The following is a 23,683-nucleotide window of genomic DNA, read 5'->3' as shown; positions in this document are numbered from 1 at the left end:
TCCTTTTAAATCAACGAGTTATGAGTTATAATATGAACAGCCAACAGCCAACAGCCAACAGCCAACAGCCAACAGCCAACAGCCAACAGCCAACAGCCAACAGCCAACAGCCAACAGCCAACAGCCAACAGCCAACAGCCAACAGCCAACAGCCAACAGCCAACAGCCTGACGCATGCGCCGCGCCGGGCTTCAGCGCCGATGCGCTGAAAGAGCGCGCCCGCACCCTCACGGCGCTGCTGCGGCAAGCCGCGCCTGAAATCATCAGCGACGGGCAAATCGACATCCGCCGCCTGCAACAACTGCTGAAGCCTGACCAACCCGATCCGCCCGCCGCGCAAGAACATTACGAACTGGGCTGGGCGGGCAAGGCCGCCGCCCGCCGCGAAATCCAGCAAACCACCAGCGACACCCTGCTGCCCGGCGCCGGCAACCCGCCGCAAGCGCCGCACATGCTCATCGAGGGCGAAAACCTGCAAGTGCTGCGCATCCTGCAAAAAAGCTATTACGGCAAGGTGAAGATGATTTACATCGACCCGCCGTACAACACCGGCAACGACAGCTTCGTTTACCCCGACGATTATTCGGAAACGCTCGCCGAATACCAGCGCCGCACCGGCGATAGAAACGAAGCCGGTTTTCTCAACCGGCAAAGCCTGTGGAAGAAAAACACAAAAGAAAACGGCCATTACCACAGCGCCTGGCTTTCCATGATGTATCCGCGCCTGTATCTGGCGCGCAACCTGCTGCGCGACGACGGCGTGATTTTCATCAGCATAGATGACAATGAGGCGGCGAATTTGAAGCTGCTTTGTGATGAGATATTTGGAGAAGATAATTTTGAATCAATCGTCTGGAAGAAAAAAGGTGGAGCAGGCAACACCGAAAAAATTCTGGGTTGTTTGACAGAACATGTTCTTTGTTACTTCAGGAAGAAAGCGGCAGACATATTTAATTACAGGAATATGGACAGAGTATACAAATATGAAGATGAGATTTCTGAATACAACCTTGAGGGAATTGAAAAAACCAATTCCGGAATTTATGAACGTCCCACGATGCTTTTCGGAATAAAAAATCAGAAAACGAAAGAATTGTTTTATCCATCCAGTGGCATGCGCTGGACCTTGGGAAAAGAAAAGATTGAAGAATTGATCAAGGAAAACAGGCTGTATTTTGATGACGAGAAAAAGAAAGTTTATGTAATAAAACGCCCTGATGACTACTCGCAATCAAAAAACGTATATTACAATTTACTGACGGATTGCGGTAGTTTGGCCACGGCAAAAGATGAAATTGCCAATTTGGGTTTACCGAGAGAGATTTTCGATACACCAAAACCAACAGGTTTGATCAAGTATTTATTGAATCTGGCAACACAATCCGATAGCCTGATTCTCGACTTCTTCGCCGGCTCCGGAACCACCATGCAAGCGGTGATGGAACTTAATCTGGAAGACGGCGGCCATCGTCAATGCATTTGCGTGCAACTCCCCGAAAAACTGGAAGAAAATACCGAAGCCTACAAGGCCGGTTATCACACGATTGCCGACATTACCCGCGCGCGCATAGCCAAGGTGATTGAAAAACTGAAAAAGGAAAAATCCGCCGAAACGCAAAATCAGGCTTGCGCCCAATTCACGCTGTCGCCCAGTTGCTTCAAGGTCTGGCGCGCCGATGTGGCCGATGGCGCCGCCTTGCGCGAGCAACTGGAAATGTTCCGGCACGCGGAAAAAGAGGAAAAAACCGACGCGCAAACGGCCATGCTGGCCGAGCTGCTTTTGAAAATGGGCCTGGGCGCATTGGGCGTGCAAGCCATTGTCAAATCCGAAACCGTGGCGGGCCTCACGGTTCACCGCGTTTTGCTCAATGAAAACCGGGAGCTTTGGCTGTGCTTTGAACCTTACCAGTCCGCATTGAAGGACGAAATCGCCAAAGCGCGCCCAGCGCAAGTAGTCTTGCTCAATTCCTGCTTTACGGGCGAAAAGGCGGACGAGCAACTGGCCAATTTGCAACTGGAATTGCAGGGGCTGGGTATTGCCCTGACCGTGATTTGAAAGGCGCCGCCATGAATGAAAACAAAGCGACTCTGCCAGGCGGCTTGCGTTTGCAATTCACGCCGCAGGATTATCAAACCCGCGCCGTGAGCGCTGTGGTGCAGGCTTTTGAAGGCCAGCCCATCAGCAGCCCCGGCTTTCGCCTGCAACAGACTTCGGGCAGCGTGGAATATGCGCCCGATGGCAGCATTGCCAACCAGCTTTTGCTGACGGAAGAACAGATTTCGCAGAATGTGCAAAAAATACAAAGGGCAATGGCGGAAGAGCAGGAAAAACAGGGCCGGAAACCCATGCCCGTGATTGAAAAGCTGGCGGCCGATCGCAGAAATGAAGGAAAAACAGAATGGTTTTGCCCCCATTTCACGCTGGAAATGGAAACCGGCACGGGCAAAACCTACACCTTCATCAAGACCATTTACGAGCTGAACAAGGTATACGGTTTCAGGAAATTCGTGATCGTGACGCCCAGCGTGGCCATACGCGAAGGCGCCATGAAAAACCTGGCCGTCACGCGCGATCATTTCGCGCAAGATTATGGCCATGTGCCTTGCGTGCATATGCTTTATGACAGTGGCCGCCTGAATGATTTGCGCCACTTCGCGCAAGGCGACGCATTGAGTATTCTGGTGATCAATATCGACAGTTTCACCAAGGATGACAACAAAATCAGGCAGCAGGGCGAGCGCGCCTTTGCGCCCATTGAATATATCCGCTCCGTGCGGCCCATCGTGATTGTGGATGAACCGCAGAATTTTGAGACGGACATTCGCCGGCAGGCCCTGCTGGATTTGAATCCGCTTTGCACGCTTCGTTATTCGGCCACGCATAGAAACACATACAACCTGCTGTATTCGCTAGGCCCTGTTCAGGCTTATGACATGGGGCTGGTCAAGCAGATTGAGGTGGATGGCGTAACGGGCCATGACGGCCATAATCAGGCGTATATCGAGCTGCTGGAAATCGGCGCGGGCGCCAAAAGCATGAACGCGCGCGTGCGCATGGATGTGAATGGCAAAAACGGCGTGCTGCGCAAGGAAATACGCATTCGGCCTGGCGATGATTTGCATGAAAAATCAAACGGGCGCGAGGCGTACCGTGAAGGCTATAAACTGAACGATATTCGCGGGGATGAAATTGCATTTTCCGGCGGACGCGTGCTGCGCCTGGGCGAGCGGCAAGACGCGCTGAAAGACGAGGTGATGCGCTACCAGATCGAGCGCACCGTGGCGGCGCATTTTGCAAAGCTGAAGAAGCTGAAGCCTTTGGGTATCAAGGTTTTGAGCCTGTTTTTCATTGACAAGGTGGCCAATTACCGCCAGTACGATGAAAACGGGCAGAAACCCGGCCCATTTGCGCAGTGGTTTGAGGAAATATTTGCCCGTCATGCCGCCCTGGAGCAATACCAGGGCCTGATTGCGCATGATGCCGGCCAGGTGCATGGCGGCTATTTTTCAGGCGACAAAAAAGGCAGGGGCAGCCAGGCGCGCACCGAATGGAAAGACACGGGCGGCAATACCGCGAAAGATGACGACACCTACGCGCTCATCATGCGCGACAAGGAGCGGCTGCTTTCGCCGGATGAGCCGCTGCAATTCATTTTCAGCCATTCGGCGCTGCGTGAAGGCTGGGACAATCCCAATGTGTTTCAGATTTGCACGCTGAATGAAACGCAAAGCGCGCTGAAAAAACGCCAGGAAATAGGCCGTGGCCTGCGCCTTTGCGTGAATGCAAATGGCGCGCGCGTGCAGGACAAGGCCATCAATATACTGACCGTGATTGCCAATGAAAGCTATGAGACTTTTGCCAGCGCCTTGCAGGCCGAAATTGAAGAAGATACCGGCATTCATTTTGAAGGGCGCATACAAAATGCCCGCAAGAAGGCGTGCGTAAAGCGCAAATTGCTCGATGCCAAAGAGCAGGCGTTGTTTGAAGCCATCTGGCAGAAAATCAATTACCAGACGCGCTACAGCGTAGAGCTTGATTCAAGAAAGCTGATTGACGAATGCGTGAAGGCTTTGTCTGACCGGCAGCAATATCCGCCGGTGGCCAGGCCGGGCGTGCAGGCCAGCCGAGGGAAAATCGTGATGAATGAAGCGGGTGTGGCGGGCGTGGCCTGCGGCGTGAATGGAAGGGATGCGGATTTTCCTGTGATAGTGCCGGATGTGTATGCCTATATTCAGGAGCGCGTTCACATGAGCCGCGCCAGCTTGTTTTCCATTCTTGACCGGTGCGGGCGGCTGGATGAATTGATGGTGAATCCGCAAGCGTTTCTGGATATGACAGTGGCGGCCCTGAAAGATACTTTGAATGAATTGCAGGTGCAAGGCATTCAATATCAAAAGTTGGACAGCCAATATGAAATGACGCTGTTTGATCCGGTGGAAGTTTTTTCGAGCAGCGTGTATCCGCCAGCGGGTGACACAAACGCGCCGCCTTTGAGCAAAACGCTGATGCAGGCGCAGCCGCTGAATACAGATGCGGCAGCCGCGCCGTTTGACTGCGTGATCAGCGACAGCCAGGTGGAAAGCGACTTTGCCCGCGACTGCGCACTGGATGAGCGCGTGCGCTTTTTCTTCAAGCTGCCGGGCCGCTTCAGGATAGATACGCCGCTGGGCACTTACAACCCGGATTGGGCAGTGGTGTTTCAGAACGGCGCGCGCGTGTTTTTTGTGGCGGAGACCAAGTTCAGTACGGCAAACAAAAACCTGCGCCGGGATGAACGCCTCAAGATTGCCTGCGGACACAAGCATTTCGGGCTGGCGCAGGCGGTGGCGTTCGCTGCGGTGAACTCGCTGGATGCGCTGAAAGCAAAGACAACCGGTGCGGGCTGCGCTGGTCAGGCCGCTTCATCCAGCCCTTCGCCCAGCATTTCGCCCCATTCGTAGAGCGCGCCGAGGATGTCTTGCGAGCGTTCGTCTTCGCGCGCTTGCGCCAGCGCGTCGATGCGGTCGAAGTAGCTTTGCAGGGTGAGCGCGCCGCCCGCGCCGTGCAGCAGGCGGGCCTGGCAGTGTTCGCGCCAGCGGCGCTGCTCGTCGGGCGTGAGGCTTTCGGGGCGGTTGCGGGCGCGCCAGCGCCAGACCAGCTCGTGCAGGCGCGCGTCGTCAAAGCCGGGCAGGCGGGGCGGCTCGCTGCTGCCGGGCTTGAAGGCGCGACGCAGCTCGTCCAGGCGGCGGCGGTCGTCGCGGCTTGTGAAGCCGCCATAAAGGTCTTCGTCCACATCCACGGCGGCGGCAGCTTCGGGGCGGGCATAAACCTGCTGCCACAGCGCGCTCAAGTCCGGCAGGGCGCGCAGGCGCTCCAGGTGGGTTTGGGCCTGGGCAAAGTCGATGCCCCATTGCCGCGCCTGTTCGGGCCGCAGGGTTTTGAGGGCGGCGATGACGATGGGCGCCTTGTTCAGGTGCACGCCCTTGATGGGCAGGCGCGGCGTGCCTTCGGGCAGATCTTGCGCGGGGGTGAACAGGCGCTGGCGGGCTTGCTCGGGCGTGAGGGCGGCCAGCTCGGCGGGGTCGTGCATCAAGTCCCAGGCCAGCACTTCGTTTTTGTTGGCCGGGTGCATGGCCAGCGGGGCCATGAGGGCGATGCAGCCGCGCGCCGCGCCGAACATGCCGCTGACGTGCAGGAAGGGCCGCGCCGAGGCCACGGCAGCGGGCAGGCCCATCTCTTGCGCCACGCGCTCTTTGCTGCGCAGGGCCAGGCAGAAGTCAAAAAGGCGCGGCTGGCTTTGGCGGATGAGGCGGGCCAGGGCAAGGGTGGCGCGCACGTCGGACAGGGCGTCGTGCGCGGCTTCATGCGCCAGGCCGTTGGCGGCGGCCAGGTGTTCGAGCTTGAAGCTGGGCAGGCCGTCTTCGCCCGTGGGCCACTGCACGCCTTCGGGGCGCAGGGCGTGGGCGCAGCGGGCCACGTCGAGCAAATCCCAGCGGCCATTGCCGTTTTGCCATTCGCGCGCGTAGGGGTCGATGAGGTTGCGCCACAGCAGATGGCGCGTGACTTCGTCGTCAAAGCGGATGCTGTTGTAGCCCACGCCCACGGTGCCCGGCTCGGCCAGCGCGGCGTTCACGCGGGCGGCAAATTCGCTCTCCGGCAGGCCGCGCTGCGCACAAAGCTGCGGGGTGATGCCGGTGATCAGGCAGCTTTCAGGCTCGGGCAGCGCGTCTGCCGCAGGGCGGCAGTACAGCATGAGCGGCTCGCCCGTTTCGTTCAGATCGGCATCGGTGCGGATGGCGGCGAACTGCGCCGGCCGGTCGCGGCGCGGATTGGCCCCGAAGGTTTCGTAGTCGTGCCAGAGAAAAGAAAGGGGCGGCGTGGCTTGCATGCGGCAGCGGGAGCGTCAGGAAAAGGGCCGCGATGGTACGGCGGCTGGCAGGCTGTGGGGCCTTGCAGCCCAAGGAGCCATCAGCGCACGGACGGTGGAGTGCATTTTTCAGCGCGGTTTTGAGGCCGTGCGGTTTTGCGGTGCGTGAAAGCAAAAGGCATCAAAAGCGCCGCCTGCCTACAATCGCCGCCGCCCGCGCGCCAGCTTTGCCCCGGCTGGCGCGCGGTTTTCATTTCATCCGGGGCCATGTCGAGGACAACCATGTACAAAAACCTCCCCGCCGCGAGGGCACGCGCGGCGATTTCGCATTCTGCGAGGGCACGCGCGGCGCTTTCCCTTTCTGCACGTGCGGCTGCCTTTTCTGCGCGGGCTTGTGCAGTTGCCTGCCTTGTGCTGGCCGCTGCTTCCCAATCTGCCCTGGCCCAGCCCGCTTTGGCCCAGCCCGCAAGCGCACCCAAAAGCGCGTCCGAAAGCGCGCCGCTGCAGGCCGCCTGGGTTTACATGTCGGTGGTGCCGCCTGCGGGCTGGACGCGCCAGCACGATCAGGCCCGCCTGCAAGCCGAGCGCGCGCTGGGCGGGCGCGTGCAAACCAGCGCCGTGCCTGATGTGCCCGAAAACGCCGCCGACGCCGAGCGCGTGCTGCGCGATCTGGCGCGGCAAGGCAAGCGCGTCATCTTCACCACCAGCTTTGGCTACATGCAGCCCGTGATGAAGGTGGCGGCGGAGTTTCCCGGCGTGAAATTCGAGTGCCTGACCTGCCTGCAAACCGCGCCCAATGTGGCCGTGGCCAATGCCCGCTTTTACGAAGGGCGCTATTTGGCCGGCATTGCGGCGGGCCGCATGAGCGAAAGCGGGCAAATCGGCTATGTGGCCGGTTTTCCCATTCCTGAAGTGCTGCAAGGCATCAACGCCTTCGCGCAGGGCCTGCGCAGCGTCGCGCCCAAGGCGCGCGTCAAGGTGGTGTGGCTGAACGAATGGTTCAACCCGCCGCGCGAGCGCGATGCGGCCATGACGCTCATCAACCAGGGCGCCGATGTGCTGGCCTTTCACACCGGCTCGACCGCCGTGATGGCCGCCGCCCAGGAGCGCGGCAAGCTCGCCGTGGCCTACCACTCCGACATGCGCATGGCCGCGCCCGATGCGCAGCTGCTGGCTGTGACGCACCAGTGGGGCGACTACGAAACGCGCCGCCTGCAAGCCGCGCTGGACGGCACATGGCAAAGCCAGCGCCTGTGGGGCGGCGTGAAAGACGGCATGGTCAGCGTGGGCCACTTCGGCCCGCGCGTGCCCGAAGCCGTGCAAAAGCAGGTGCTTGCCCGCCAGGCCGACATGGCCGCAGGCCGCCTGCACCCTTTTGCCGGCCCCTTGCGCGACAACACGGGCCGCGAAGTGCTGCCCGCCGGGCAAACGCTCACGGATCAGCAAATCATGGAAATGAACTGGCTGGCCGAGGGCGTGCAAGGCACGCTGCCGCACTGAAAACCGGCTCAACGTTTGCCTGAGGGAGCGACAGGCGCGGCCTTGGGCGCTTTGGGGCCTTGCAGCCGCCCTGCCGGGCCGCAAGCGCTGCCTGCCGCCATCCCGGCCCGCGCTTTTGCCCTCACGGTCAGGCTCTGAACCGGTTCTGAGGGCGCGGGCAGAGGGCTTGGCAAGGCGTTGATTCAGCTCCCTGATTCATAGCATGATGTCCTGGTGCTGCGGGCGCAAGAGCCGTTTTCATGCCCTTGAATTCGCTCCTTTTTCTGATGTGCATGCAGGCGGCGTTTTGCTTGAAGCGGCCTGCCCCGGCCATCAAGGCGCAACAACGCCGCAAGCTCCGGCGCGGCCTGCGCGTAGAGTGCTCCCGCCCCTGCCCCGTCTGTTCCTGACGAACGGAACGCCCGCGCTGGCGGAAAAGGGAAAGCCGCCTTCAGTTCGCTCCCGTATTCACAGCGTTACGTCCTAGTGGAATGTGCGCGAACGCTGTTTTTTGCCTCTTGAATTCGCTCCTGCTTTTGATGGGCCAATCCCCCGCACTGGCGGGCAAAAAGCGCGTGGGCCGAGGCCGCGCCCCAATCTGCGCTTTCCGCACTCGCGGACAGATTGCATGCAGGCGCTTACGCGGGGGCGCTGCCAGCGTCGTCGTCTTCGCCAGCGGGCAGGGCTGGGGCGGGGAGGCTGGGCGGGGCGCTGGCCGGGCGGGTCAGCCAGGTCTGCAAAAAGGCGGGAAAGGCCCGCACGGGCAAGGGCGAGGGGCCGTCGTGCCGCCAGCGCACGCGCCAGGCGCTGGCGGGGCCGGGCATGGGCAGTTCGGCGTCCAGGGCCAGGGTGCCGCTGGTTTTGCCGCTGCCGGGCGCGCCCAGCAAGGCCAGCCAGTCCTGCACGGGAATGGCGGGGCCGTGCAGGCGCAGCAGCCAGCCCCGGCCGTCTTGTTCCGGGGCGCGGTCGGCCTGCCACCACAGGGTGATCAGGGGCGGCTGCGGGCTGGCGGGCAGGCTGTCTGACGCGGGCGGCGCGGTAAGCGGGTTGGCGCCGAGCATGAGGGTGCCGCGCAGGTGCTGCACGCGGTCGCGCATGAGGGCGAGCTGGACGGCGGGCAGGCGCAGGGCATGGGCGGGCCGGCCTGCGGCAGGCAGGGGCAGTGCGCAAGGCTCGCAGTGCAGGATGAGGATGGGCGCTTCGTTCAAGCCCTTGCCCCGGGCGGGCAGCCAGGCGATATCCAGCGGGCCATAGCGGGTGCGCAGTTGCAGGCCGTCAAGCTGCGGGCCGAGCCAGGGAGAGGTGCCCAGCCAGGCCAGTTGCACGGCGCTGGCGCGTATGGCCCAGGGGCCGCTGCCGAGGGTGACGGCCCATTCCCCCGCCTGCGGGGCGAGCGCGGCGCGCAGCAGCGCCCAGGCCATGAGCGGCAGGGCGGCCAGGATGGCGGCCACGCAGGCAAGAACGCGGAGCCAGCGGCGGCGGGCGAAACAGGTTGGGGCAGGCATGAGCGAAGCAGGGAGCGGGTGTGGCGGCGGCGTTCGGGGCCGGTTCAAAGTCTGTGCGCGGGCGCAAAAAGCGTGGGTGGTATTGGGCGGGGCTGCCGTGTTGCAGATAGTCAGGCTGGTCTGCGCTTTGCAGCCCATGCCGATTCGCGGCCCCTCACTGTTAAACCTTATCATCCAGATGGTAACAGTAAAGCCATTTTAATTCCTGCAAGCGCCGGGGCTGATATTAAGGGGTTTGCCGCAGACAAAAGAAATCTCTGCATGCCGGAGAAATATTGGGAGAAAACCTGTGAGGGTAAAAAAGATCGCTATTGTCAGCCCTTCGCTGGGCTTGCTTGGCGAGCCGTTTGTGAAGCACGAGAAAGAAATAGGCTTCAGGCGTTTGCGTTCATACGGAATAGAAGTGGTTGCCGCAGCAAATGCCTGCAAGGGCATTGAGTTTCTCAAACGCCATCCCGAAGCCCGCGCGCAGGATTTGCTGGATGCTTTTCGTGATCCGTCTGTCGACATGATACTGTGCGCCATTGGCGGAGATGACACCTATCGGCTGCTGCCGCATTTGTTTGGACATGATGAATTGCTGCATGCAGCCAGAAATAGCCAAAAGATTTTTCTCGGCTTTTCCGATGCGACGGTGAATCATTTCATGCTGCATAAAGCAGGCATCCATACGTTTTATGGCCAGTCGTTTTTGTCAGATGTGTGCGAGCTTGAAGATGAAATGCTGCTCTATTCGCGGAAGTATTTTGAGGAATTGCTCGCAACCGGCACAATACAAGAGATACGCCCGAGCGATGTCTGGTATGGTGAACGCACGGCATTTGATGAATCGCAAATTGGCGTCAAACGGGTGCGGCATCCGAATCGCGGATTTGAATTGTTGCAAGGCAATGCCGTATTTTCCGGCAAAATCCTGGGCGGTTGCATTGAAACAATATATGATATGTTTGACAATACCCGCCATGATGACAGCCCTGCCCTGTGCCGCCAGTATGATATTTTCCCGAGTGTTGATGACTGGCGTGGCAAAATACTGCTTCTGGAATCAAGCGAAGAGTGCGCCAAACCTGAAATCTATCAAAAGATGCTGCAAACATTGAAAGCGGCCGGCATTTTTGAAGTTGTCAATGGCGTTCTTGCCGGAAAGCCAATGAATGAGGTGCATTATGAAGAATACAAGCGCCTCTTGATAAGCGAAATAAACAAGCCGGATTTGCCGGTTGTGTATAACTTGAATGTCGGGCACGCAACGCCGAGGTGCATTGTTCCGTTGAATGTTGAAGCAACGGTTGATGCCGCAAGGCAGGTCATAAGGTTTGCATGGGGCAGGGAATGATCTTGAGGGTAAAAAATCGATTTCTGGTCTTGAGCAGGCTTCCAGAAAGGCATGCAGGCATTAAAAACAGGAGCAAATTCATGACCCCGGAAAACGGCTTCCGCGCTCTTTCCACTAGGACGTATTGCTATTGATTAAGGAGCAAACCCCTGCTGCCAGCCTGTCCACGCCGGTTCACTGCTCCTGCGCTTTGCCTCGCGCAGCGGATGGCAGGCGGTTTTTCAGAATCTGTCCACGGGTGCGGAAAGCGTGAACTCAGGCGCTCTGCTGCGTGGCAGGCCCTCGCGGGGTTGCTGGAGCAATCGGCGTCTTGCAACCCATCCCCGATCCGCCTTTTCGCCCTTCACGGCCCCGCTCTAAACAGTCTCAGGCCGCAGGCAGCAGCAGCGCCATGCGGTGCAGGGCTTCGCTGGCTTGCCGGTGGCCGTAGAGAAAGCCGGTGCGCGGCCACCATTGCCGCATTTCGCGCAGCATGGGCTGGCATTGGCCCAGGCTGAAGGGCTGCGGCGCTTGCATCAGGCACAGCACGTTGGGTGCGGGCGGGCGGCGGGCGGCCAGCACAAGGCGGGCCGTGGCGCTGGCTTGCAGGTTTTCAAAGGCGGCCTGCTGGCTGCCGCCTTCACCGTACAGGGCGATGAGGCGGCCTTGCGGCGCTGGGCGGGGCGGCGGCTCGCCTGCGGGTGTGTGCAGCCGGGCCATTTCAGCGACGCTGGCCCAGTCAAAGCCAATGCGGCGTCCCTGCGGCGGCTCTGGCGAGTTGTCCGCCAGCGCGGTCAGCAGCGCCAGCACAGGCTCCAGGTGCTCATGGTGGCCGCACAGGTGCAGCGCCCGCACGCTTTCAATGGGCGAGTGCGGCAGCAGGCAGTCGCTGGGCAGCGATTCGGCCACGCCAATGGCGTGGCTGCGCATGGGGCGCGGGCACAGCAGAAAGGCGGTTTCATGCGGGATGCGGTCGCGCTCGGGCGGCCAGTCGAGTTCCGAAACCAGCAGGACGTTGGGGTTTTCAAGCACGAAGGGCGAGGGGCGCATGGCGGGTCTTCAGCTCATCAGCTCTTCGATTTCGCTGGCCGCCACGGACACGCCGCGCGTGAGCAGCTCGCAGCCTTCGGCGGTGATGAGCGCGTCGTCTTCAATGCGGATGCCGGTGTTCCAGAATTTTTCCGGCGCGGCGCTGCCAGCGCGCACGTAAAGACCGGGTTCCACGGTGAGAACCATGCCGGGGCGCAGAACGCGGCTGGGCAGGGCGCCATCGGCCTGGCGGGGCGCGCCTGGCTCGGCGTAGCTGCCGCAGTCGTGCACGTCCATGCCCATCCAGTGGCTGGTGCGGTGCATGTAGTAGGGGGCGTAGGCGCGGGCGGCCACGGCGTCTTGCACGCTGCCGTGCTGGTTGTGCGTGAGGATGCCCAGATCAAACAGCCCTTGCGTGAGCGTGTGCACGGCGGCTTCATGCGGCTCATTGAAGCGCGCGCCGGGGCGGGTGGCGTCAATGGCGGCCTGCTGCATGGCCAGCACCACGTCGTAAAGCGCGCGCTGCGCGGCCGTGAAGCGCCCGCTGGCGGGAAAGCTGCGGGTGATGTCGCTGGCGTAGCCGTGCAGCTCGCAGCCGGCGTCTATCAGCACCATGTCGCCCGGGCGCACGGGCGCGCTGCCAGCCGGGTAGTGCAGCACGCAGGCGTTGGCGCCGCTGGCGACGATGTTGCCGTAGGCCGGAAATTCGGCCCCGCTTTGGCGGAATTCGTGCAGCAGCTCCGCTTCCAGATGGTGTTCGCGCGCGTCCTGCCCCTGCCGCAGCATGGCGGCGCTGCGCTGCATGGCGCGAATGTGGGCGCGCGCGCTGATGGCGCAGGCGCGGCGGATCAGCTCCAGCTCGTGCGCGTCCTTGATCAGGCGCATTTCGTCCAGCGGGGCGCAGGCGTCATGCAGCTCGGCAGGCGCTGTCGCGCCCTGCCGCGCGCGGGCGCGCACCTTGCCCAGCCAGCTTTCCACGCGCGCGGGCAGCCCTTCATGCACGGCAAAGGGAAACCACACGGCGCGGCGGTTTTCCAGCAGCGCGGGCAGGCGCTCGTCCAGCTCGCTGATGGCGTGGGCCTCATCCACGCCCAGCGCGGCGGGCGCGGCTTGCGGGCCTAAGCGGATGCCCGTCCAGATTTCGCGCTCTTCATCCTTGGGCTGGCAAAACAGCACGCTTTGGCCTTCGCCCGTCAGCGCCAGCCAGCTGTCGGGTTCGGCAAAGCCGGTGAGGTAATAAAAGTAGCTGTCGTGCCGGTAGGGAAAGTCGCAATCGCGGTTGCGCAAGCGCTGCGGCGCGGTGGGAATGAGAGCCAGGGCCTCTGGCCCAATGTGCGCGGCCAGGCGGGCGCGACGGCCGGCGTAAGGAGTGCAGGGAATGCTCATGGGAAACGGCAATGCGTGAAGTTTTGGGGCGGGAGTGTAAGAACCTGTGTGAAGTCCATCCAAGGGCGTGAAAAGCGCCGTCTCGCGAGAGCTTGAGACTCGCTTCCCCAACTCAGTCCGTCACTCCTCATTGCCAGGCTCTGATGCGGCGGCGCTATCTGCTACGCCGGAAAAAGAAGAAAGAGGTGATCAGCTCTTTATTTCATAGCAAGAGGTCCTAGTGGAATCAGCGTAGAACAGCTTTTTCAGCCACTGGATTTGCTTTTTTTTGAACTGACGGAAGCGGGAACGGCGCGATCCCCCCTATGGCAGTGAAGCCGTCATAGGCATTGATTTCAAAGACAATAAGAATCGTTTGTAATCATTTGCATTCAGATGCCGTTTTTCATCAACACATTGGCGCGCAAAGGAGTTTCGCCATGCCCATCTCATCCCATCCCATCCGGCGGCCTGCCATGCGCGCGGGCCTGATCGCTCTGGCGGCCTTGGGCTGTGTGCAGGCCGCGCAGGCGCAGACGGCGCGTGATGACGGCCAGGCCAGCGGCGGCGCAGCCGCCACTCTGCCAGCGGTGACGGTGCGCGAAAATGCGGCGCTGCGGCCCATGGATCTGCCGCCCGCGCATGCCGGCCGGCAGGTGGCCAGCGGCACGCGGCTGGGGCTGCTGGGCAGCCGCGAGGTGATGGAAACGCCCTTTTCCACCATCAGCTACACCAGCGAACACGTGCAAAACACCCAGGCACACGGGCTGGCAGACGTTGTCAGCCGCACAGACCCGGCGGTGTTCAACAACGGTGCGACAGGGATGCTGCTTGAGAGCATGAGCATTCGCGGCTTCAACGTGGCGCACCGCGACATGGCCTTGGGCGGGCTGTATGGGCTGACGCCCTTTTACCGCGTGACGCCGGAGATGTTCGAGCGCGTGGAAGTCCACAAAGGGCCTTCGGCGCTGCTGGGCGGCATGCCGCCGGGCGGATCGGTGGGCGGCGCGGTCAATCTCGTGCCCAAGCGTGCGGGTAGCAAACCGCTGACGCAGCTGACGGGCGCGTTCATGAACGAAGGCCAGTGGGGCCTGCATGCCGACGTGGGGCGGCGCTTTGGCCCGCAGCAGGAATGGGGCGTGCGCTTCAACGCCGTCTGGCGCGACGGCAAAGGCCCTGTCAAGCCGCAAAAGCTGGGCGCACGGCTGGCGGCCCTGGGCCTGGACTGGCGCGGCGCGCGGGCGCGCTTTTCGGCCGATTTGTTCGAGTCTCGCGACAGCCTGGATGGCGTGAACCGGGGCATCAGCCTGGCGCCGGGCGTGCCGCTGCCGCGCGCGCCCAACCCGCGCACGCTGCTGGCGCCAGACTGGACTTTTGGCAAGTCCAAAGACAGGGCCGTGATCCTGCGCGGCGAGTGGGACGTGACGCCAAACGTCACCCTGTGGGCCAATGCCGGGCAGGGCAAGTTTGATTTCGACTCCATCGCCAGCTCCGTCTACAGGGTGGCCGACACGCAGGGCACGTTCATCAACGACTTCGCCCACCAGCGTGACCAGCGCGACCGGCGTGCGGCCAGCGCGGGGCTGCACGCGCGCTTTGCCACGGGCAGCGTGGCGCACCAGCTGGCGGCCAGCTTTGACTGGCAGCACGAGCAGCGTGAATTCGGCTTTCTGCTGCGCATGCTCTCCGCGCCGTGGGTCACCAACCTCTACCGCCCCGCATGGGGGCCTGCGGTCAGCCGCGCCTTCAGCAATGCGGCGCTGCCGCCGTCGGGCAACTCGCGCCTGTCCGGCTTGGCCGTGGCCGACACGCTCTCATTCGCCGATGGCCGCGTGCAGCTCACCGTGGGCGTGCGCCGCCAGAAGGTCAGCAGCGCCAGCAGCTCATGGTTCAACCCGGCCGCGCCGTGGACGTTCTACAAATCCAGCGCCACCTCGCCCGCCGTGGCCGTGCTGCTCAAGGCCAGCGAACAGGTGTCGGTGTACGCCAACTACATCGAAGGCCTGAGCGAAGGCCAGAGCGCCCCGCTGGGCACGGCCAATGCGGGGCAATTGTTCGCCCCCTACAAGACCAAACAGCACGAAATCGGCGTGAAACTGGCGCAAGGCGATCTGACGCACACCGTGGCGCTGTTTCAAATCAAACAGCCCAGCGCCTGGACCGACCCCGTGACCAACCGCTTCGCGGCCGACGGCCGCCAGCGCAATCGCGGCCTGGAGTGGAGCGTGACCGGCCAGCTGCGGGCTGGCCTGCGCGTGCTGGGCGGCGCCAGCTGGACGCAGGCCACCCTCACGCGCACCGCTGGCGGCGTGAACCAGGGCAAACAGGCCGTGGCCACGCCGCGCCGGCAAGCCAAGCTGGGGCTGGAGTGGGACGCGCTGCCAGGCCTGACGCTGGCGGGCAACCTGCGCAGCGCCTCGCGCCAGTACATCGACGCGGCCAACACGCTGCACACGCCCGGCCGCACCGTTTTTGATGTGGGCGCGCGCTACGTGCTCCCCACGGCAGGCCGCCGCGTCACCTTGCGCGCCGCTGTGCAAAACGTGACGAACAAGGCTTACTGGGCCGGCCAGCTCTACTCCGGCCTGGGCGCGCCGCGCACCGTGCTGCTGAGCGCGACGGTGGATTTTTGAGAGCCTGTTTGCAATCTGCCCGTTCGCGCTTTGCGGCCCATCCTGCCCCCACGCTTTTGCCTTTACGGCCAGCTGAACAGGGCCTTCAAATCACCCGCTTGCGCACCCACAGCACCAGCACTTCGGCGGCGATGACGACGGCGAAAATGGTGATGAGCACCAGCGCCACGCGGTCCCAGTAAAAGAGGTCGATGGCGGTGTTCAGCGCCACGCCGATGCCGCCTGCGCCCACCAGGCCGAGCACGCCCGATTCGCGCACGTTGATGTCCCAGCGCAGCAGCGCCACCGACCAGAAAGAGGGCTTGATGTGCGGCCAGTAGCCGTACCAGATTTGCGCAAAGCGCGTGGCGCCTGCGGCCTGCAAGGCTTCGATGGGGCCGCGCGGGGCCTGCTCCAGCGCCTCGCCCACGAGCTTGCCCACAAAGCCTACCGAGCGCAGCGCAATGGCCAGCATGCCCGCCAGCGGGCCGGGGCCGAAGATGGCCACGAACAGCAGCGCCCACACCAGCGAATTGACCGAGCGGCTGGCCACCAGCAGCAAGCGCGCCACGAAGTTGAGCAGGCGGTTGGGCGTGACGTTGCCCGCCACCATCACGCCCAGCGGCAGCGCCAGCGCCAGAGACAGCAGCGTGCCCAGCGTGGCCATGTGCAATGTTTCCAGCAGGGCGCTGCCCACGGCTTGCCCGAAGTAGCTCCAGTCCACGGGCCACATGCGCCGGAGCATGTCGCCCATTTGCTCGGGCGCGTCGTAGAGGAATTCGGGAATGACTTCCACCGTGCGCGCGGCCTGCACGATGGCGGCAATGATGAAAAGGCCCAGCGCGTAGCGCAGCAGGCGCTGGCCCATGCTGCGCCGCTGCCAGGTTTGCGGCGCGGCGGCTGACGTTGCGGCGGGTTCAGACATCGAGCGCCTTTCGCACGGCGTTTACCGCCACTTCACCCAGCACGATGATGGCGATGACCGTCGCCAAAATGGTGCAGACAAAACCGTATTCGTAGCGCAGAAAGGCCGAAAACAGCGCCCCGCCAATGCCGCCCGCGCCGACGATGCCCACCATCGTTGAATTGCGCAGGTTGGAATCGAGCTGATACGTGGCAAAGCCCACAAAGCGCGTTGTCACTTGCGGCAGCACGCCAAACAGCACCACGTTGGCAAACGAAGCGCCCGTGGCGCGGATGGCCTCGATGGGCTTGGGCGAAATCTCTTCGATGGCATCGGCAAACAGCTTGCCCACAAAACCCACCGTGGCCACCACCAGCGCCAGAATGCCCGCCAGCGGCCCGAAGCCCACGGCCTTGACGAACAAGATGGCGCTGATCACCGGGTGCAGCGCGCGGCAGGCCGCAATCAGCGTTCTGCCGGCCAGCCGCAGCGGCGCGGGCGAGAGGTTGGCCGCCGCCATCAGCCCCACCGGCAGGCTCAGCGCCAGCCCGGCGGCGGTGGCCAGCACGGCAATTTGCAGCGTTTCCTTGATGCCTTGCCACAGCTCGTCCATCTTGCCCAGCTCGGGCGGGAACATGCTGGCCAGAAATTTCGCGCCTTGCCGCCAGCCGTCGGCCAGCCGCTCGCCGGATACGCCCATGTGCGCCAGGCTCCAGGCGCAGTAGGCGGCGGTGATGAGCAGCAGGGCCTTTTGCCCCGCGCTCCAGGAAAAGGGGCGGCGCGCGGCCTGGGCGGCCTGGTTCAGTTCAGCCATGCGCGGCCCCCGTAAATCGTGTTCAGGTGCTCGTCCGTCAGCTCGCCCGGCGCGCCGTCAAACACCACGTGCCCGCCGGTCATGCCGATGATGCGGCTGGAGTAGCGGCGCGCCAGCTCCACGTCGTGAATGTTCACCATCACCGGAATGCCGCGCCGCACGCCCTGCTCGTGCAGCAGCTGGATGATTTCGACGGAGGTTTTGGGGTCGAGCGACGAAGTCGGCTCATCGGCCAGCAGCAGCGCGGGCTGCTGCATGAGCGCGCGCGCAATGCCCACGCGCTGGCGCTGGCCGCCGCTCAAGGCGTCGGCGCGCTGGCTGGCAAAAGCGGCCAGGCCCACCACTTGCAGCAGCTCAAAGGCTTGCTGAATGTCGGCCTCGTCGAACTTGCGCCGCCAGGCGCGCCAGGCCGAGAGGTAGCCCAGGCGGCCGGTGAGCACGTTTTCCATCACCGTCAGGCGCTCCACCAGGTTGTATTCCTGAAACACCATGCCGATGCGCCGACGCGCGCGCCGCAAATCGGCGCCCTTGAGCTGCGCCATGTCCACGGCCTGCCCGTCCGCTTGCAGCATGATTTTTCCCGACGTGGGGTCCACCAGCCGGTTGATGCAGCGAATCAGCGTGGATTTGCCCGTGCCCGATGGGCCGATGATGCTGGTCAGCCCCGTGCCCTGCACGGCAAAGCTGATGGACTTGAGAACCGGCTGGCCGGGGCGGTATTCCTTGACGAGCTGCTCAATGCGCAGCGCGCCGCATGAAGATGGCGTAAGAGTCTGTCCGGTCATTGCAGACGCGATGAAAAAAAAGCGGCCCGGAGGCGGCAGCACGCACTGCGGGCATCAAAAAAGAGAGCGAATTCAGACGGGTGAAAATGCCGCCTCGCGCAGTTTCCACTAGGACATCATGCTATCAGAAAAATAGCGAAAATCCATGAAAAAGCCCGCCTGGGCGGGCCGTTGATCAGCCGTGTTACTTGCGGGCCGATTGGTTGTACGCATCGCGCGTGAACTTCTCGCCCGCCGCTTCGGCCACCGTGCGCACCAGCTCCCAGTCTTTCTGGTAGGAGATGGGCAAGAAGCGGTCGCCGCCCAGGCCCTTGGCCATTTCGGCCGGCGCGCGGTAGGCGAAAAAGCATTGCTTGATCTTTTCCTGCAATTCGGGCTTGAGGTTGTAGGCGTAGGCGTAGGCGTCGGTCGGGAACATTTCGCTGGTGTAGAGCACGCGGAAATCATCCTTGCCCACGATGCCCCGGTCGGTCATGTGCTCCAGCACGTCGCTGGCGACGGGGGCAGCGTCGTAATCGCCCGTTTTCACGCCCAGGATGGACTGGTCATGCTTGCCGGAATAAACCACCTTGTAGTCCGCATCGGGCGTGAGGCCAATCTTGGGAAAGAGCGCGCGCGGGGCCATGTTGCCCGAGTTCGACGACGGCGAGGTGTGCGCAATGCGCTTGCCCTTGAGGTCTTGCAGCTTCTGGTAGGGGCTGTCTTTGCGGACGATCATCTTCAGATACATGCCCACGGGGCCTTGCTCGTTGCCGCGAATGGCAAAAGGCACCGCGCCCGCCAGATTGACGGCGTAATTCACCGGCCCCGGCGAAAAGGCGGCCACATGCAGGCGGCCCGAGCGCATGGCTTCAATCTGCGCGGCGTTGGACTGCACGGGGAAAAACACCACCTTCTTGCCCACGCACTGCGCCAAATCAGCCATGAAGGGGCGCAGCAGCTTTTCGTACACCGCCGGGTCTTCCACCGGCGTGAAGGCAAACACCAGCGTGCCGGGGTCCTTGAGCTGGCGCGCGTCAGTGGGCGTGTCGGCCACCAGGTCTTTGTTGGCGTCGCAGTACTGCGCGTCCAGATCGCCCCGGTGCGGGCAGGCATCGGCGGCATGGGCAGGGGCCAGCGCGGCCATGCCGCAAAGGGCGGCCAGCGCGGCCGCGCAAGAAGAAGCAAGGGAAAAAGCCCGGGGCTTGAAAGCAGTCAGGTTCATTCGGAAAAAACCGGGAAAAGAAAAAGGGCGTGACTATAGGCCAGCGCATGAAGCATGCGTACACAGCGGCGGGCCGCCATGCCGGATGAAAGCCGGTTTCAGGGCATATATCCAATGAAAGGAAAATATTTTCATGTTTTCCTGCATAGAATATTCATTCCATTTTCATGGAATGCCATTAAAAATCAAATAAATCAATATGGAACGCGATTTTATTTGATTTTTGAAAAATCAGGCGCATTGATGCTTGATATTTGAATGGCATTTGGCTTTTCCTGTTTTCAAACCTGCATCAGGGAGATTGACTTCATGGCGCCTTTTGCCCCCGCCCGCACCCGTCCCTCGCTCTTGCGGCCCGCCCACGCGTAAGCCCAGGCACAAGCCAAAACGCAGCAGCAGACGCAGCAACGGGCGCAGCAACAAACGCAACAGCAGCCCCAGCCTCAGCCCCAAACGCAGGCTGAAGAACAAGCCACCCCGCCGGGCAAATCAACCTCACGCGCAAGCGCCCGCAAGATGCGCCGCACGTGCTGGGCGAAGCGGCGCTGGGTTCATGGGAGCAGCGCCGCGCCACCGTGGACGTGAACCGCTGCCTGCTGGCCGATGGCAGCCTGGGCGTGCGCCTGATTGCCAGCCAGGCCAATCGCGAATATTTCTTCCGCACCGCGCACCGCAAAAACACCACGCTCTACGGTGTGGCCGAGTGGTAGGCGGCGCGTGGCGGCTGGGCGGCCGCGTGCCCGCCGCCCGCGTGAGCCAGGGCGGCTACGCCATCTGGGACGCCATGCTGGCCTGGCAGCCCAACCCGCGACAGATGCGCACACAAAAACAAAAAAGGAGCGAAAAAACAGACGCCAAAAACCCGTCTTGCGCACCCCTACTAGGACATCATGCTATGAATAGAGGAGCAAAATAAGCCGCGCATGCAGTCAGCGCCAGCAGGGCGCAGACTGCGGTCACCGAGTCATCTGGCGCGATGCCCAGCGCACAGTGCCGGGCTTGGCGGCACCCAGCAAGCGAAACAGCGCGAAAACCACGGCGTGTGAATCAGGCTGGCTCTGTCTTCGCGATGTCACCGCGCAAGCCCGCCCTCCCAGCGGCAGCGTCAAAAGGCGCTGGCTGTGCCGGAGCGCAGCAAACACAGCCAGGGCTGCCTGCAAAGCCTGCTGCGCGATTGCGGTCACGCAGGTCAGTGCGCAGAACGTCAAAAACATCCTTGGCGAGCATGTGACGGTGCAGATAGCCAGAAGAGGCGAACTTCACGCATTCAAGGTGAAACCCAAGCGCTGAATCGTTGAGCTCTGCTTGGTCTGGCTGAAAATTTCTGGCTCTCTTGATCAAAGGACTTTGAACAGGCTCCGAGCAAAGCAGGGCGCAGGAAAGCGCAAGACGCTGTTGCAAACCGTTAAGCTTCAAGACCTTTTGTTTTTCATTTCGGGAAGTTCGCATGACATCCAGCCAAACCGCCACTCATGCCTTGCCTTCGTACCTCAATCCGGAGCGTCTGGGGCCGTGGGGCATTTACCTCACGCAAGTCGATCGCGTCACGCCTTATCTGGGACCCTTGTCCAAATGGGTGGAAACGCTCAAGCGCCCCAAGCGCGCGCTGGTGGTGGATGTGCCCATCCAGATGGATGACGGCAGCATCGCCCACTTCGAGGGCTACCGCGTGCAGCACAACACCAGCCGGGGCCCCGGCAAGGGCGGCGTGCGCTTTCACCAGGACGTGACGCTGTCGGAAGTGATGGCGCTGTCGGCCTGGATGTCCATCAAGAACGCCGCCGTCGGCGTGCCCTATGGCGGCGCCAAGGGCGGCATCCGCGTCGATCCGCGCAAGCTCTCGCAAGGCGAGCTGGAGCGCCTCACGCGCCGCTACACCAGCGAAATCGGCATCATCATCGGCCCGACCAAGGACATTCCCGCGCCTGATGTGAACACCAACGAAAAAATCATGGCCTGGATGATGGACACCTACTCCGTCAATCTGGGCGAAACCGCCACCGGCGTGGTCACCGGCAAGCCCATTTCGCTGGGCGGCTCGCTGGGCCGGCGCGAAGCCACGGGCCGGGGCGTGTTCACCGTGGGCGTGGAAGCCGCCCAGCGCCTGGGCCTGAGCGTGCCCGGCGCGCGCGTGGCCGTGCAAGGCTTTGGCAACGTGGGCGGCATTGCGGCCAAGCTGTTTGCCGAAGCGGGCGCGCTCATCGTGGCCGTGCAAGACCACGGCGGCAGCATCGCCAACGCCAAGGGGCTGGATGTGCCCGCCCTGCTCGCACACGTGGCGCAAACCGGCAGCGTCGCGGGCTTCAAAGGCGCTGAAGCCATGGATGCCGCCGATTTCTGGGCCACCCCTTGCGACATCCTCATTCCCGCCGCGCTGGAAGGCCAGATTACCGCCGCCAACGCCGGGCAAATCAAGGCCAAACTGATTGTGGAAGGCGCCAACGGCCCCACGGTACCGGCCGGCGACGACATTCTGAAAGACAAGGGCGTGCTTGTCGTGCCCGACGTCATTGCCAATGCAGGCGGCGTCACGGTCAGCTACTTTGAATGGGTGCAGGACTTCTCCAGCTTCTTCTGGACGGAAACCGAAATCAATGAACGCCTGGTGCGCATCATGAAAGAAGCCTTCACCAGCGTGTGGGACGTGGCCCAGCAGCACAAAGTCACGCTGCGCACGGCCGCCTACATCGTGGCCTGCACGCGCATCCTGCAAGCGCGCGATCTGCGCGGCCTCTACCCCTGAAGCGCAGCTGGCGCATCGCACGCCAATGACGAAAAAACGGGGCAGCAACATCCGCCCCGTTTTTCATTTCAGCCAGGCATCCGAATACTCAATTGCTCAAGTGCCTTGGCGCAGCCTGAATGGGCTGTCATGAATGCCGGGAGCGACTTTGGAAGCCTGTTTGCAATCTGCCCGCGCGAGGTCAAGCCACTCACCGCGAAGCGCCGGAACAGAAAAGAAAAAGCGGCCTCAAGGGCCGCTTTTCTCATCAAACGCGCCTGTCCCTATTCAAAAAAAGCAGGCGCGCCAGTGGTTTACAGCAGTTCCAGCGCCATGGCCGTGCCTTCGCCGCCGCCGATGCACAGCGTGGCCAGGCCTTTTTTCAGGCCGCGCTTTTTCAGCGCGTAAAGCAGCGTGACGATGATGCGCGCGCCGCTGGCGCCAATCGGGTGGCCCAGCGCACAAGCGCCGCCGTTGACGTTCACTTTGTCATGCGGCACTTTCAGCTCGTGCATCAGCGCCATGGGCACCACGGCGAAGGCTTCGTTGACTTCCCACAGATCCACATCGCCCACTTGCCAGCCGGCTTTTTTCAGCGCCTTTTCGCTGGCTTGCACGGGGGCGGTGGTGAACCAGCCCGGCTCTTGCGAGTGCGTGGCGTAGCTGACGATGCGCGCCAGCGGCTTGCAGCCCAGCTCCTTGGCACGGCTTTCGGTCATGAGCACCACGGCGGCTGCGCCGTCATTGATGCTGGAGCTGGCGGCGGCGGTGACGGTGCCGTCTTTTTTGAAGGCGGGCTTGAGGGTGGGGATTTTTTCGGGCTTGATGCGGCCCGGGCCTTCATCGGTGTCCACCACGCGCTCGCCTTTGCGGTCTTTGATGGTGACGGGGGTGATTTCATCTTTGAACGCGCCGGAGGCGATGGCCTGCTGCGCGCGCTGCACGCTGGCCATGGCGAAGTCATCCTGCATTTGCCGCGTGAAGTTGTACTTGGCGGCACAGTCTTCGCCGAACAGGCCCATGCTGCGGCCTTCTTCGTAGGCGTCTTCCAGGCCATCGAGCATCATGTGGTCATAAATCTTGTCGTGGCCCAGGCGGTAGCCGCCGCGCGCTTTTTTGAGCAGGTAGGGCGCGTTGGTCATGCTTTCCATGCCGCCAGCCACCACCACGCTGGCAGAGCCTGCCTTGATGGCGTCAGCGGCCAGCATGACGGCCTTCATGGCCGAGCCGCAAACCTTGTTGAGCGTGACCGCGCCCGTGGAGATGGGCAGCCCGGCCTTGATGGCGGCTTGCCGCGCGGGCGCTTGCCCCTGGCCGGCGGTGAGCACATTGCCGAAGATGACTTCATCGACTTGCTGCGGCTGCAGCCCCGCTTTTTCAACGGCAGCCTTGATGGCCACGCCGCCCAGTTCGTTGGCGGACAGCGGAGTGAAGTCGCCCTGGAAGCTCCCCATCGGGGTGCGGGTGGCGGAAACGATGACGATGGTTTCACTCATGAGAGAGTCTCCTTTCAGGTACTTGCAAAACGCCGCTTGGGCCGGGGCGCGGGCGGCTTGGAATCTGTCTGCCACCGGCAGCGGTGGCATGGCAATGCGGGGCGCA

The 23,683-nt window shown here is 62.5% G+C and carries 20 protein-coding genes; 7 read left to right on the top strand and 13 right to left on the bottom strand.

Annotation, left to right across the window (positions count from 1 at the left end; translation table 11 throughout):
• Window positions 1-25 precede the first annotated feature (25 nt).
• Window positions 26-478: a hypothetical protein gene (locus C1720_RS06540; RefSeq protein WP_102283643.1), complete on the bottom strand. Its 453-nt coding sequence runs from the start codon at window positions 476-478 to the stop codon at window positions 26-28.
• Here C1720_RS06540 and C1720_RS06535 point away from each other — a divergent pair.
• Both C1720_RS06535 and C1720_RS06530 read left to right on the top strand, forming a co-directional pair.
• The gene (locus C1720_RS06535) at window positions 452-2,056 is read left to right on the top strand and encodes a site-specific DNA-methyltransferase (protein ID WP_102283642.1); all 1,605 of its coding nucleotides are present in this window, start codon (window positions 452-454) and stop codon (window positions 2,054-2,056) included. The genes C1720_RS06540 and C1720_RS06535 overlap by 27 nt on opposite strands.
• 11 nt (window positions 2,057-2,067) lie before the next feature.
• The gene (locus C1720_RS06530) at window positions 2,068-4,941 is read left to right on the top strand and encodes a restriction endonuclease (protein ID WP_199170965.1); all 2,874 of its coding nucleotides are present in this window, start codon (window positions 2,068-2,070) and stop codon (window positions 4,939-4,941) included.
• On the opposite strand, the gene sbcB is transcribed toward C1720_RS06530, so the two are convergent.
• A complete protein-coding gene (gene sbcB, locus C1720_RS06525; protein ID WP_102283641.1) occupies window positions 4,893-6,368 on the bottom strand; it encodes an exodeoxyribonuclease I in 1,476 nt (491 codons plus the stop codon). The genes C1720_RS06530 and sbcB overlap by 49 nt on opposite strands.
• 80 nt (window positions 6,369-6,448) lie before the next feature.
• The gene (locus tag C1720_RS12905) at window positions 6,449-6,631 is read right to left on the bottom strand and encodes a hypothetical protein (protein ID WP_146006897.1); all 183 of its coding nucleotides are present in this window, start codon (window positions 6,629-6,631) and stop codon (window positions 6,449-6,451) included.
• Between the two features lie 127 nt (window positions 6,632-6,758).
• Here C1720_RS12905 and C1720_RS06520 point away from each other — a divergent pair, with 127 nt between their 5' ends.
• Window positions 6,759-7,847, top strand: coding sequence for a BMP family ABC transporter substrate-binding protein (locus tag C1720_RS06520; protein WP_439650744.1), 1,089 nt, complete (start codon window positions 6,759-6,761; stop codon window positions 7,845-7,847).
• A 617-nt stretch (window positions 7,848-8,464) separates the two neighbouring features.
• On the opposite strand, the gene C1720_RS06515 is transcribed toward C1720_RS06520, so the two are convergent.
• Window positions 8,465-9,331, bottom strand: coding sequence for a hypothetical protein (locus C1720_RS06515; RefSeq protein WP_102283639.1), 867 nt, complete (start codon window positions 9,329-9,331; stop codon window positions 8,465-8,467).
• A 289-nt stretch (window positions 9,332-9,620) separates the two neighbouring features.
• Here C1720_RS06515 and C1720_RS06510 point away from each other — a divergent pair, with 289 nt between their 5' ends.
• Entirely contained in the window at window positions 9,621-10,667 is a 1,047-nt protein-coding gene (locus C1720_RS06510) for a S66 family peptidase (protein WP_102283638.1), read from the top strand.
• A gap of 366 nt (window positions 10,668-11,033) precedes the next feature.
• On the opposite strand, the gene C1720_RS06505 is transcribed toward C1720_RS06510, so the two are convergent.
• Together C1720_RS06505 and C1720_RS06500 are read right to left on the bottom strand one after the other, a co-directional pair.
• A complete protein-coding gene (locus C1720_RS06505) occupies window positions 11,034-11,696 on the bottom strand; it encodes a hypothetical protein (protein ID WP_102283637.1) in 663 nt (220 codons plus the stop codon).
• A gap of 9 nt (window positions 11,697-11,705) precedes the next feature.
• Window positions 11,706-13,061 (bottom strand): aminopeptidase P N-terminal domain-containing protein, encoded by a 1,356-nt coding sequence (locus C1720_RS06500; protein WP_102283636.1) that lies wholly within the window; start codon window positions 13,059-13,061, stop codon window positions 11,706-11,708.
• 419 nt (window positions 13,062-13,480) lie between these two features.
• Here C1720_RS06500 and C1720_RS06495 point away from each other — a divergent pair, with 419 nt between their 5' ends.
• Entirely contained in the window at window positions 13,481-15,673 is a 2,193-nt protein-coding gene (locus C1720_RS06495) for a TonB-dependent receptor (RefSeq protein WP_102283635.1), read from the top strand.
• A gap of 85 nt (window positions 15,674-15,758) precedes the next feature.
• On the opposite strand, the gene phnE (C1720_RS06490) is transcribed toward C1720_RS06495, so the two are convergent.
• From phnE (C1720_RS06490) to C1720_RS12900, 5 genes are all read right to left on the bottom strand, one after another.
• Window positions 15,759-16,577 (bottom strand): phosphonate ABC transporter, permease protein PhnE, encoded by an 819-nt coding sequence (gene phnE, locus C1720_RS06490; RefSeq protein ID WP_102283634.1) that lies wholly within the window; start codon window positions 16,575-16,577, stop codon window positions 15,759-15,761.
• The gene (phnE, locus tag C1720_RS06485; protein WP_102283633.1) at window positions 16,570-17,370 is read right to left on the bottom strand and encodes a phosphonate ABC transporter, permease protein PhnE; all 801 of its coding nucleotides are present in this window, start codon (window positions 17,368-17,370) and stop codon (window positions 16,570-16,572) included. Before phnE (C1720_RS06485) ends, phnE (C1720_RS06490) begins: the two co-directional genes overlap by 8 nt.
• Window positions 17,358-18,155 carry a phosphonate ABC transporter ATP-binding protein gene (phnC, locus tag C1720_RS06480; RefSeq protein ID WP_050716438.1) on the bottom strand — a complete coding sequence of 266 codons (798 nt, stop codon included), beginning with the start codon at window positions 18,153-18,155 and terminating at the stop codon, window positions 17,358-17,360. Before phnC ends, phnE (C1720_RS06485) begins: the two co-directional genes overlap by 13 nt.
• Window positions 18,156-18,339: 184 nt before the next feature.
• Entirely contained in the window at window positions 18,340-19,359 is a 1,020-nt protein-coding gene (phnD, locus tag C1720_RS06475; protein WP_439650743.1) for a phosphate/phosphite/phosphonate ABC transporter substrate-binding protein, read from the bottom strand.
• Window positions 19,360-19,590: 231 nt separating this feature from the next.
• Window positions 19,591-19,830: a hypothetical protein gene (locus tag C1720_RS12900; RefSeq protein ID WP_146006896.1), complete on the bottom strand. Its 240-nt coding sequence runs from the start codon at window positions 19,828-19,830 to the stop codon at window positions 19,591-19,593.
• Window positions 19,831-19,886: 56 nt separating this feature from the next.
• Here C1720_RS12900 and C1720_RS06470 point away from each other — a divergent pair, with 56 nt between their 5' ends.
• Window positions 19,887-20,069 (top strand): hypothetical protein, encoded by a 183-nt coding sequence (locus C1720_RS06470; protein WP_102283632.1) that lies wholly within the window; start codon window positions 19,887-19,889, stop codon window positions 20,067-20,069.
• A 337-nt stretch (window positions 20,070-20,406) separates the two neighbouring features.
• Here C1720_RS06470 and C1720_RS14720 read toward each other — a convergent pair whose 3' ends face one another.
• Entirely contained in the window at window positions 20,407-20,808 is a 402-nt protein-coding gene (locus tag C1720_RS14720) for a hypothetical protein (RefSeq protein WP_439650742.1), read from the bottom strand.
• Between C1720_RS14720 and C1720_RS06460 the strand changes: the two genes are divergently transcribed.
• The gene (locus C1720_RS06460; RefSeq protein ID WP_050715107.1) at window positions 20,807-22,102 is read left to right on the top strand and encodes a Glu/Leu/Phe/Val family dehydrogenase; all 1,296 of its coding nucleotides are present in this window, start codon (window positions 20,807-20,809) and stop codon (window positions 22,100-22,102) included. The genes C1720_RS14720 and C1720_RS06460 overlap by 2 nt on opposite strands.
• 293 nt (window positions 22,103-22,395) lie before the next feature.
• Here C1720_RS06460 and C1720_RS06450 read toward each other — a convergent pair whose 3' ends face one another.
• Window positions 22,396-23,577, bottom strand: a complete 1,182-nt coding sequence (locus tag C1720_RS06450; protein WP_102283630.1) for a thiolase family protein — start codon at window positions 23,575-23,577, stop codon at window positions 22,396-22,398.
• Window positions 23,578-23,683: the final 106 nt, after the last annotated feature.

Origin of the sequence: Ottowia massiliensis (assembly GCF_900240305.1) — a bacterium.
GTDB lineage: Bacteria > Pseudomonadota > Gammaproteobacteria > Burkholderiales > Burkholderiaceae_C > Ottowia > Ottowia massiliensis.
Note: the sequence above shows the minus strand (reverse complement) of the source record. Positions and strands in the feature narration are given on the sequence as shown.

Bases quoted from the DNA above. Each gene is read 5' to 3' on its own strand.
- C1720_RS06505 (WP_102283637.1), bottom strand. From the start codon at position 11,696: ATGCGCCCCTCGCCCTTCGTGCTTGAAAACCCCAACGTCCTGCTGGTT.
- C1720_RS06515 (WP_102283639.1), bottom strand. From the start codon at position 9,331: ATGCCTGCCCCAACCTGTTTCGCCCGCCGCCGCTGGCTCCGCGTTCTT.
- C1720_RS06530 (WP_199170965.1), top strand. From the start codon at position 2,068: ATGAATGAAAACAAAGCGACTCTGCCAGGCGGCTTGCGTTTGCAATTC.
- phnD (WP_439650743.1), bottom strand. From the start codon at position 19,359: ATGAACCTGACTGCTTTCAAGCCCCGGGCTTTTTCCCTTGCTTCTTCT.
- phnC (WP_050716438.1), bottom strand. From the start codon at position 18,155: ATGACCGGACAGACTCTTACGCCATCTTCATGCGGCGCGCTGCGCATT.
- C1720_RS14720 (WP_439650742.1), bottom strand. From the start codon at position 20,808: ATGCGAACTTCCCGAAATGAAAAACAAAAGGTCTTGAAGCTTAACGGT.
- C1720_RS12905 (WP_146006897.1), bottom strand. From the start codon at position 6,631: ATGGTTGTCCTCGACATGGCCCCGGATGAAATGAAAACCGCGCGCCAG.
- C1720_RS06460 (WP_050715107.1), top strand. From the start codon at position 20,807: ATGACATCCAGCCAAACCGCCACTCATGCCTTGCCTTCGTACCTCAAT.
- C1720_RS06495 (WP_102283635.1), top strand. From the start codon at position 13,481: ATGCCCATCTCATCCCATCCCATCCGGCGGCCTGCCATGCGCGCGGGC.
- C1720_RS06450 (WP_102283630.1), bottom strand. From the start codon at position 23,577: ATGAGTGAAACCATCGTCATCGTTTCCGCCACCCGCACCCCGATGGGG.
- C1720_RS06535 (WP_102283642.1), top strand. From the start codon at position 452: ATGCTCATCGAGGGCGAAAACCTGCAAGTGCTGCGCATCCTGCAAAAA.
- sbcB (WP_102283641.1), bottom strand. From the start codon at position 6,368: ATGCAAGCCACGCCGCCCCTTTCTTTTCTCTGGCACGACTACGAAACC.
- C1720_RS06500 (WP_102283636.1), bottom strand. From the start codon at position 13,061: ATGAGCATTCCCTGCACTCCTTACGCCGGCCGTCGCGCCCGCCTGGCC.
- phnE (WP_102283634.1), bottom strand. From the start codon at position 16,577: ATGTCTGAACCCGCCGCAACGTCAGCCGCCGCGCCGCAAACCTGGCAG.
- phnE (WP_102283633.1), bottom strand. From the start codon at position 17,370: ATGGCTGAACTGAACCAGGCCGCCCAGGCCGCGCGCCGCCCCTTTTCC.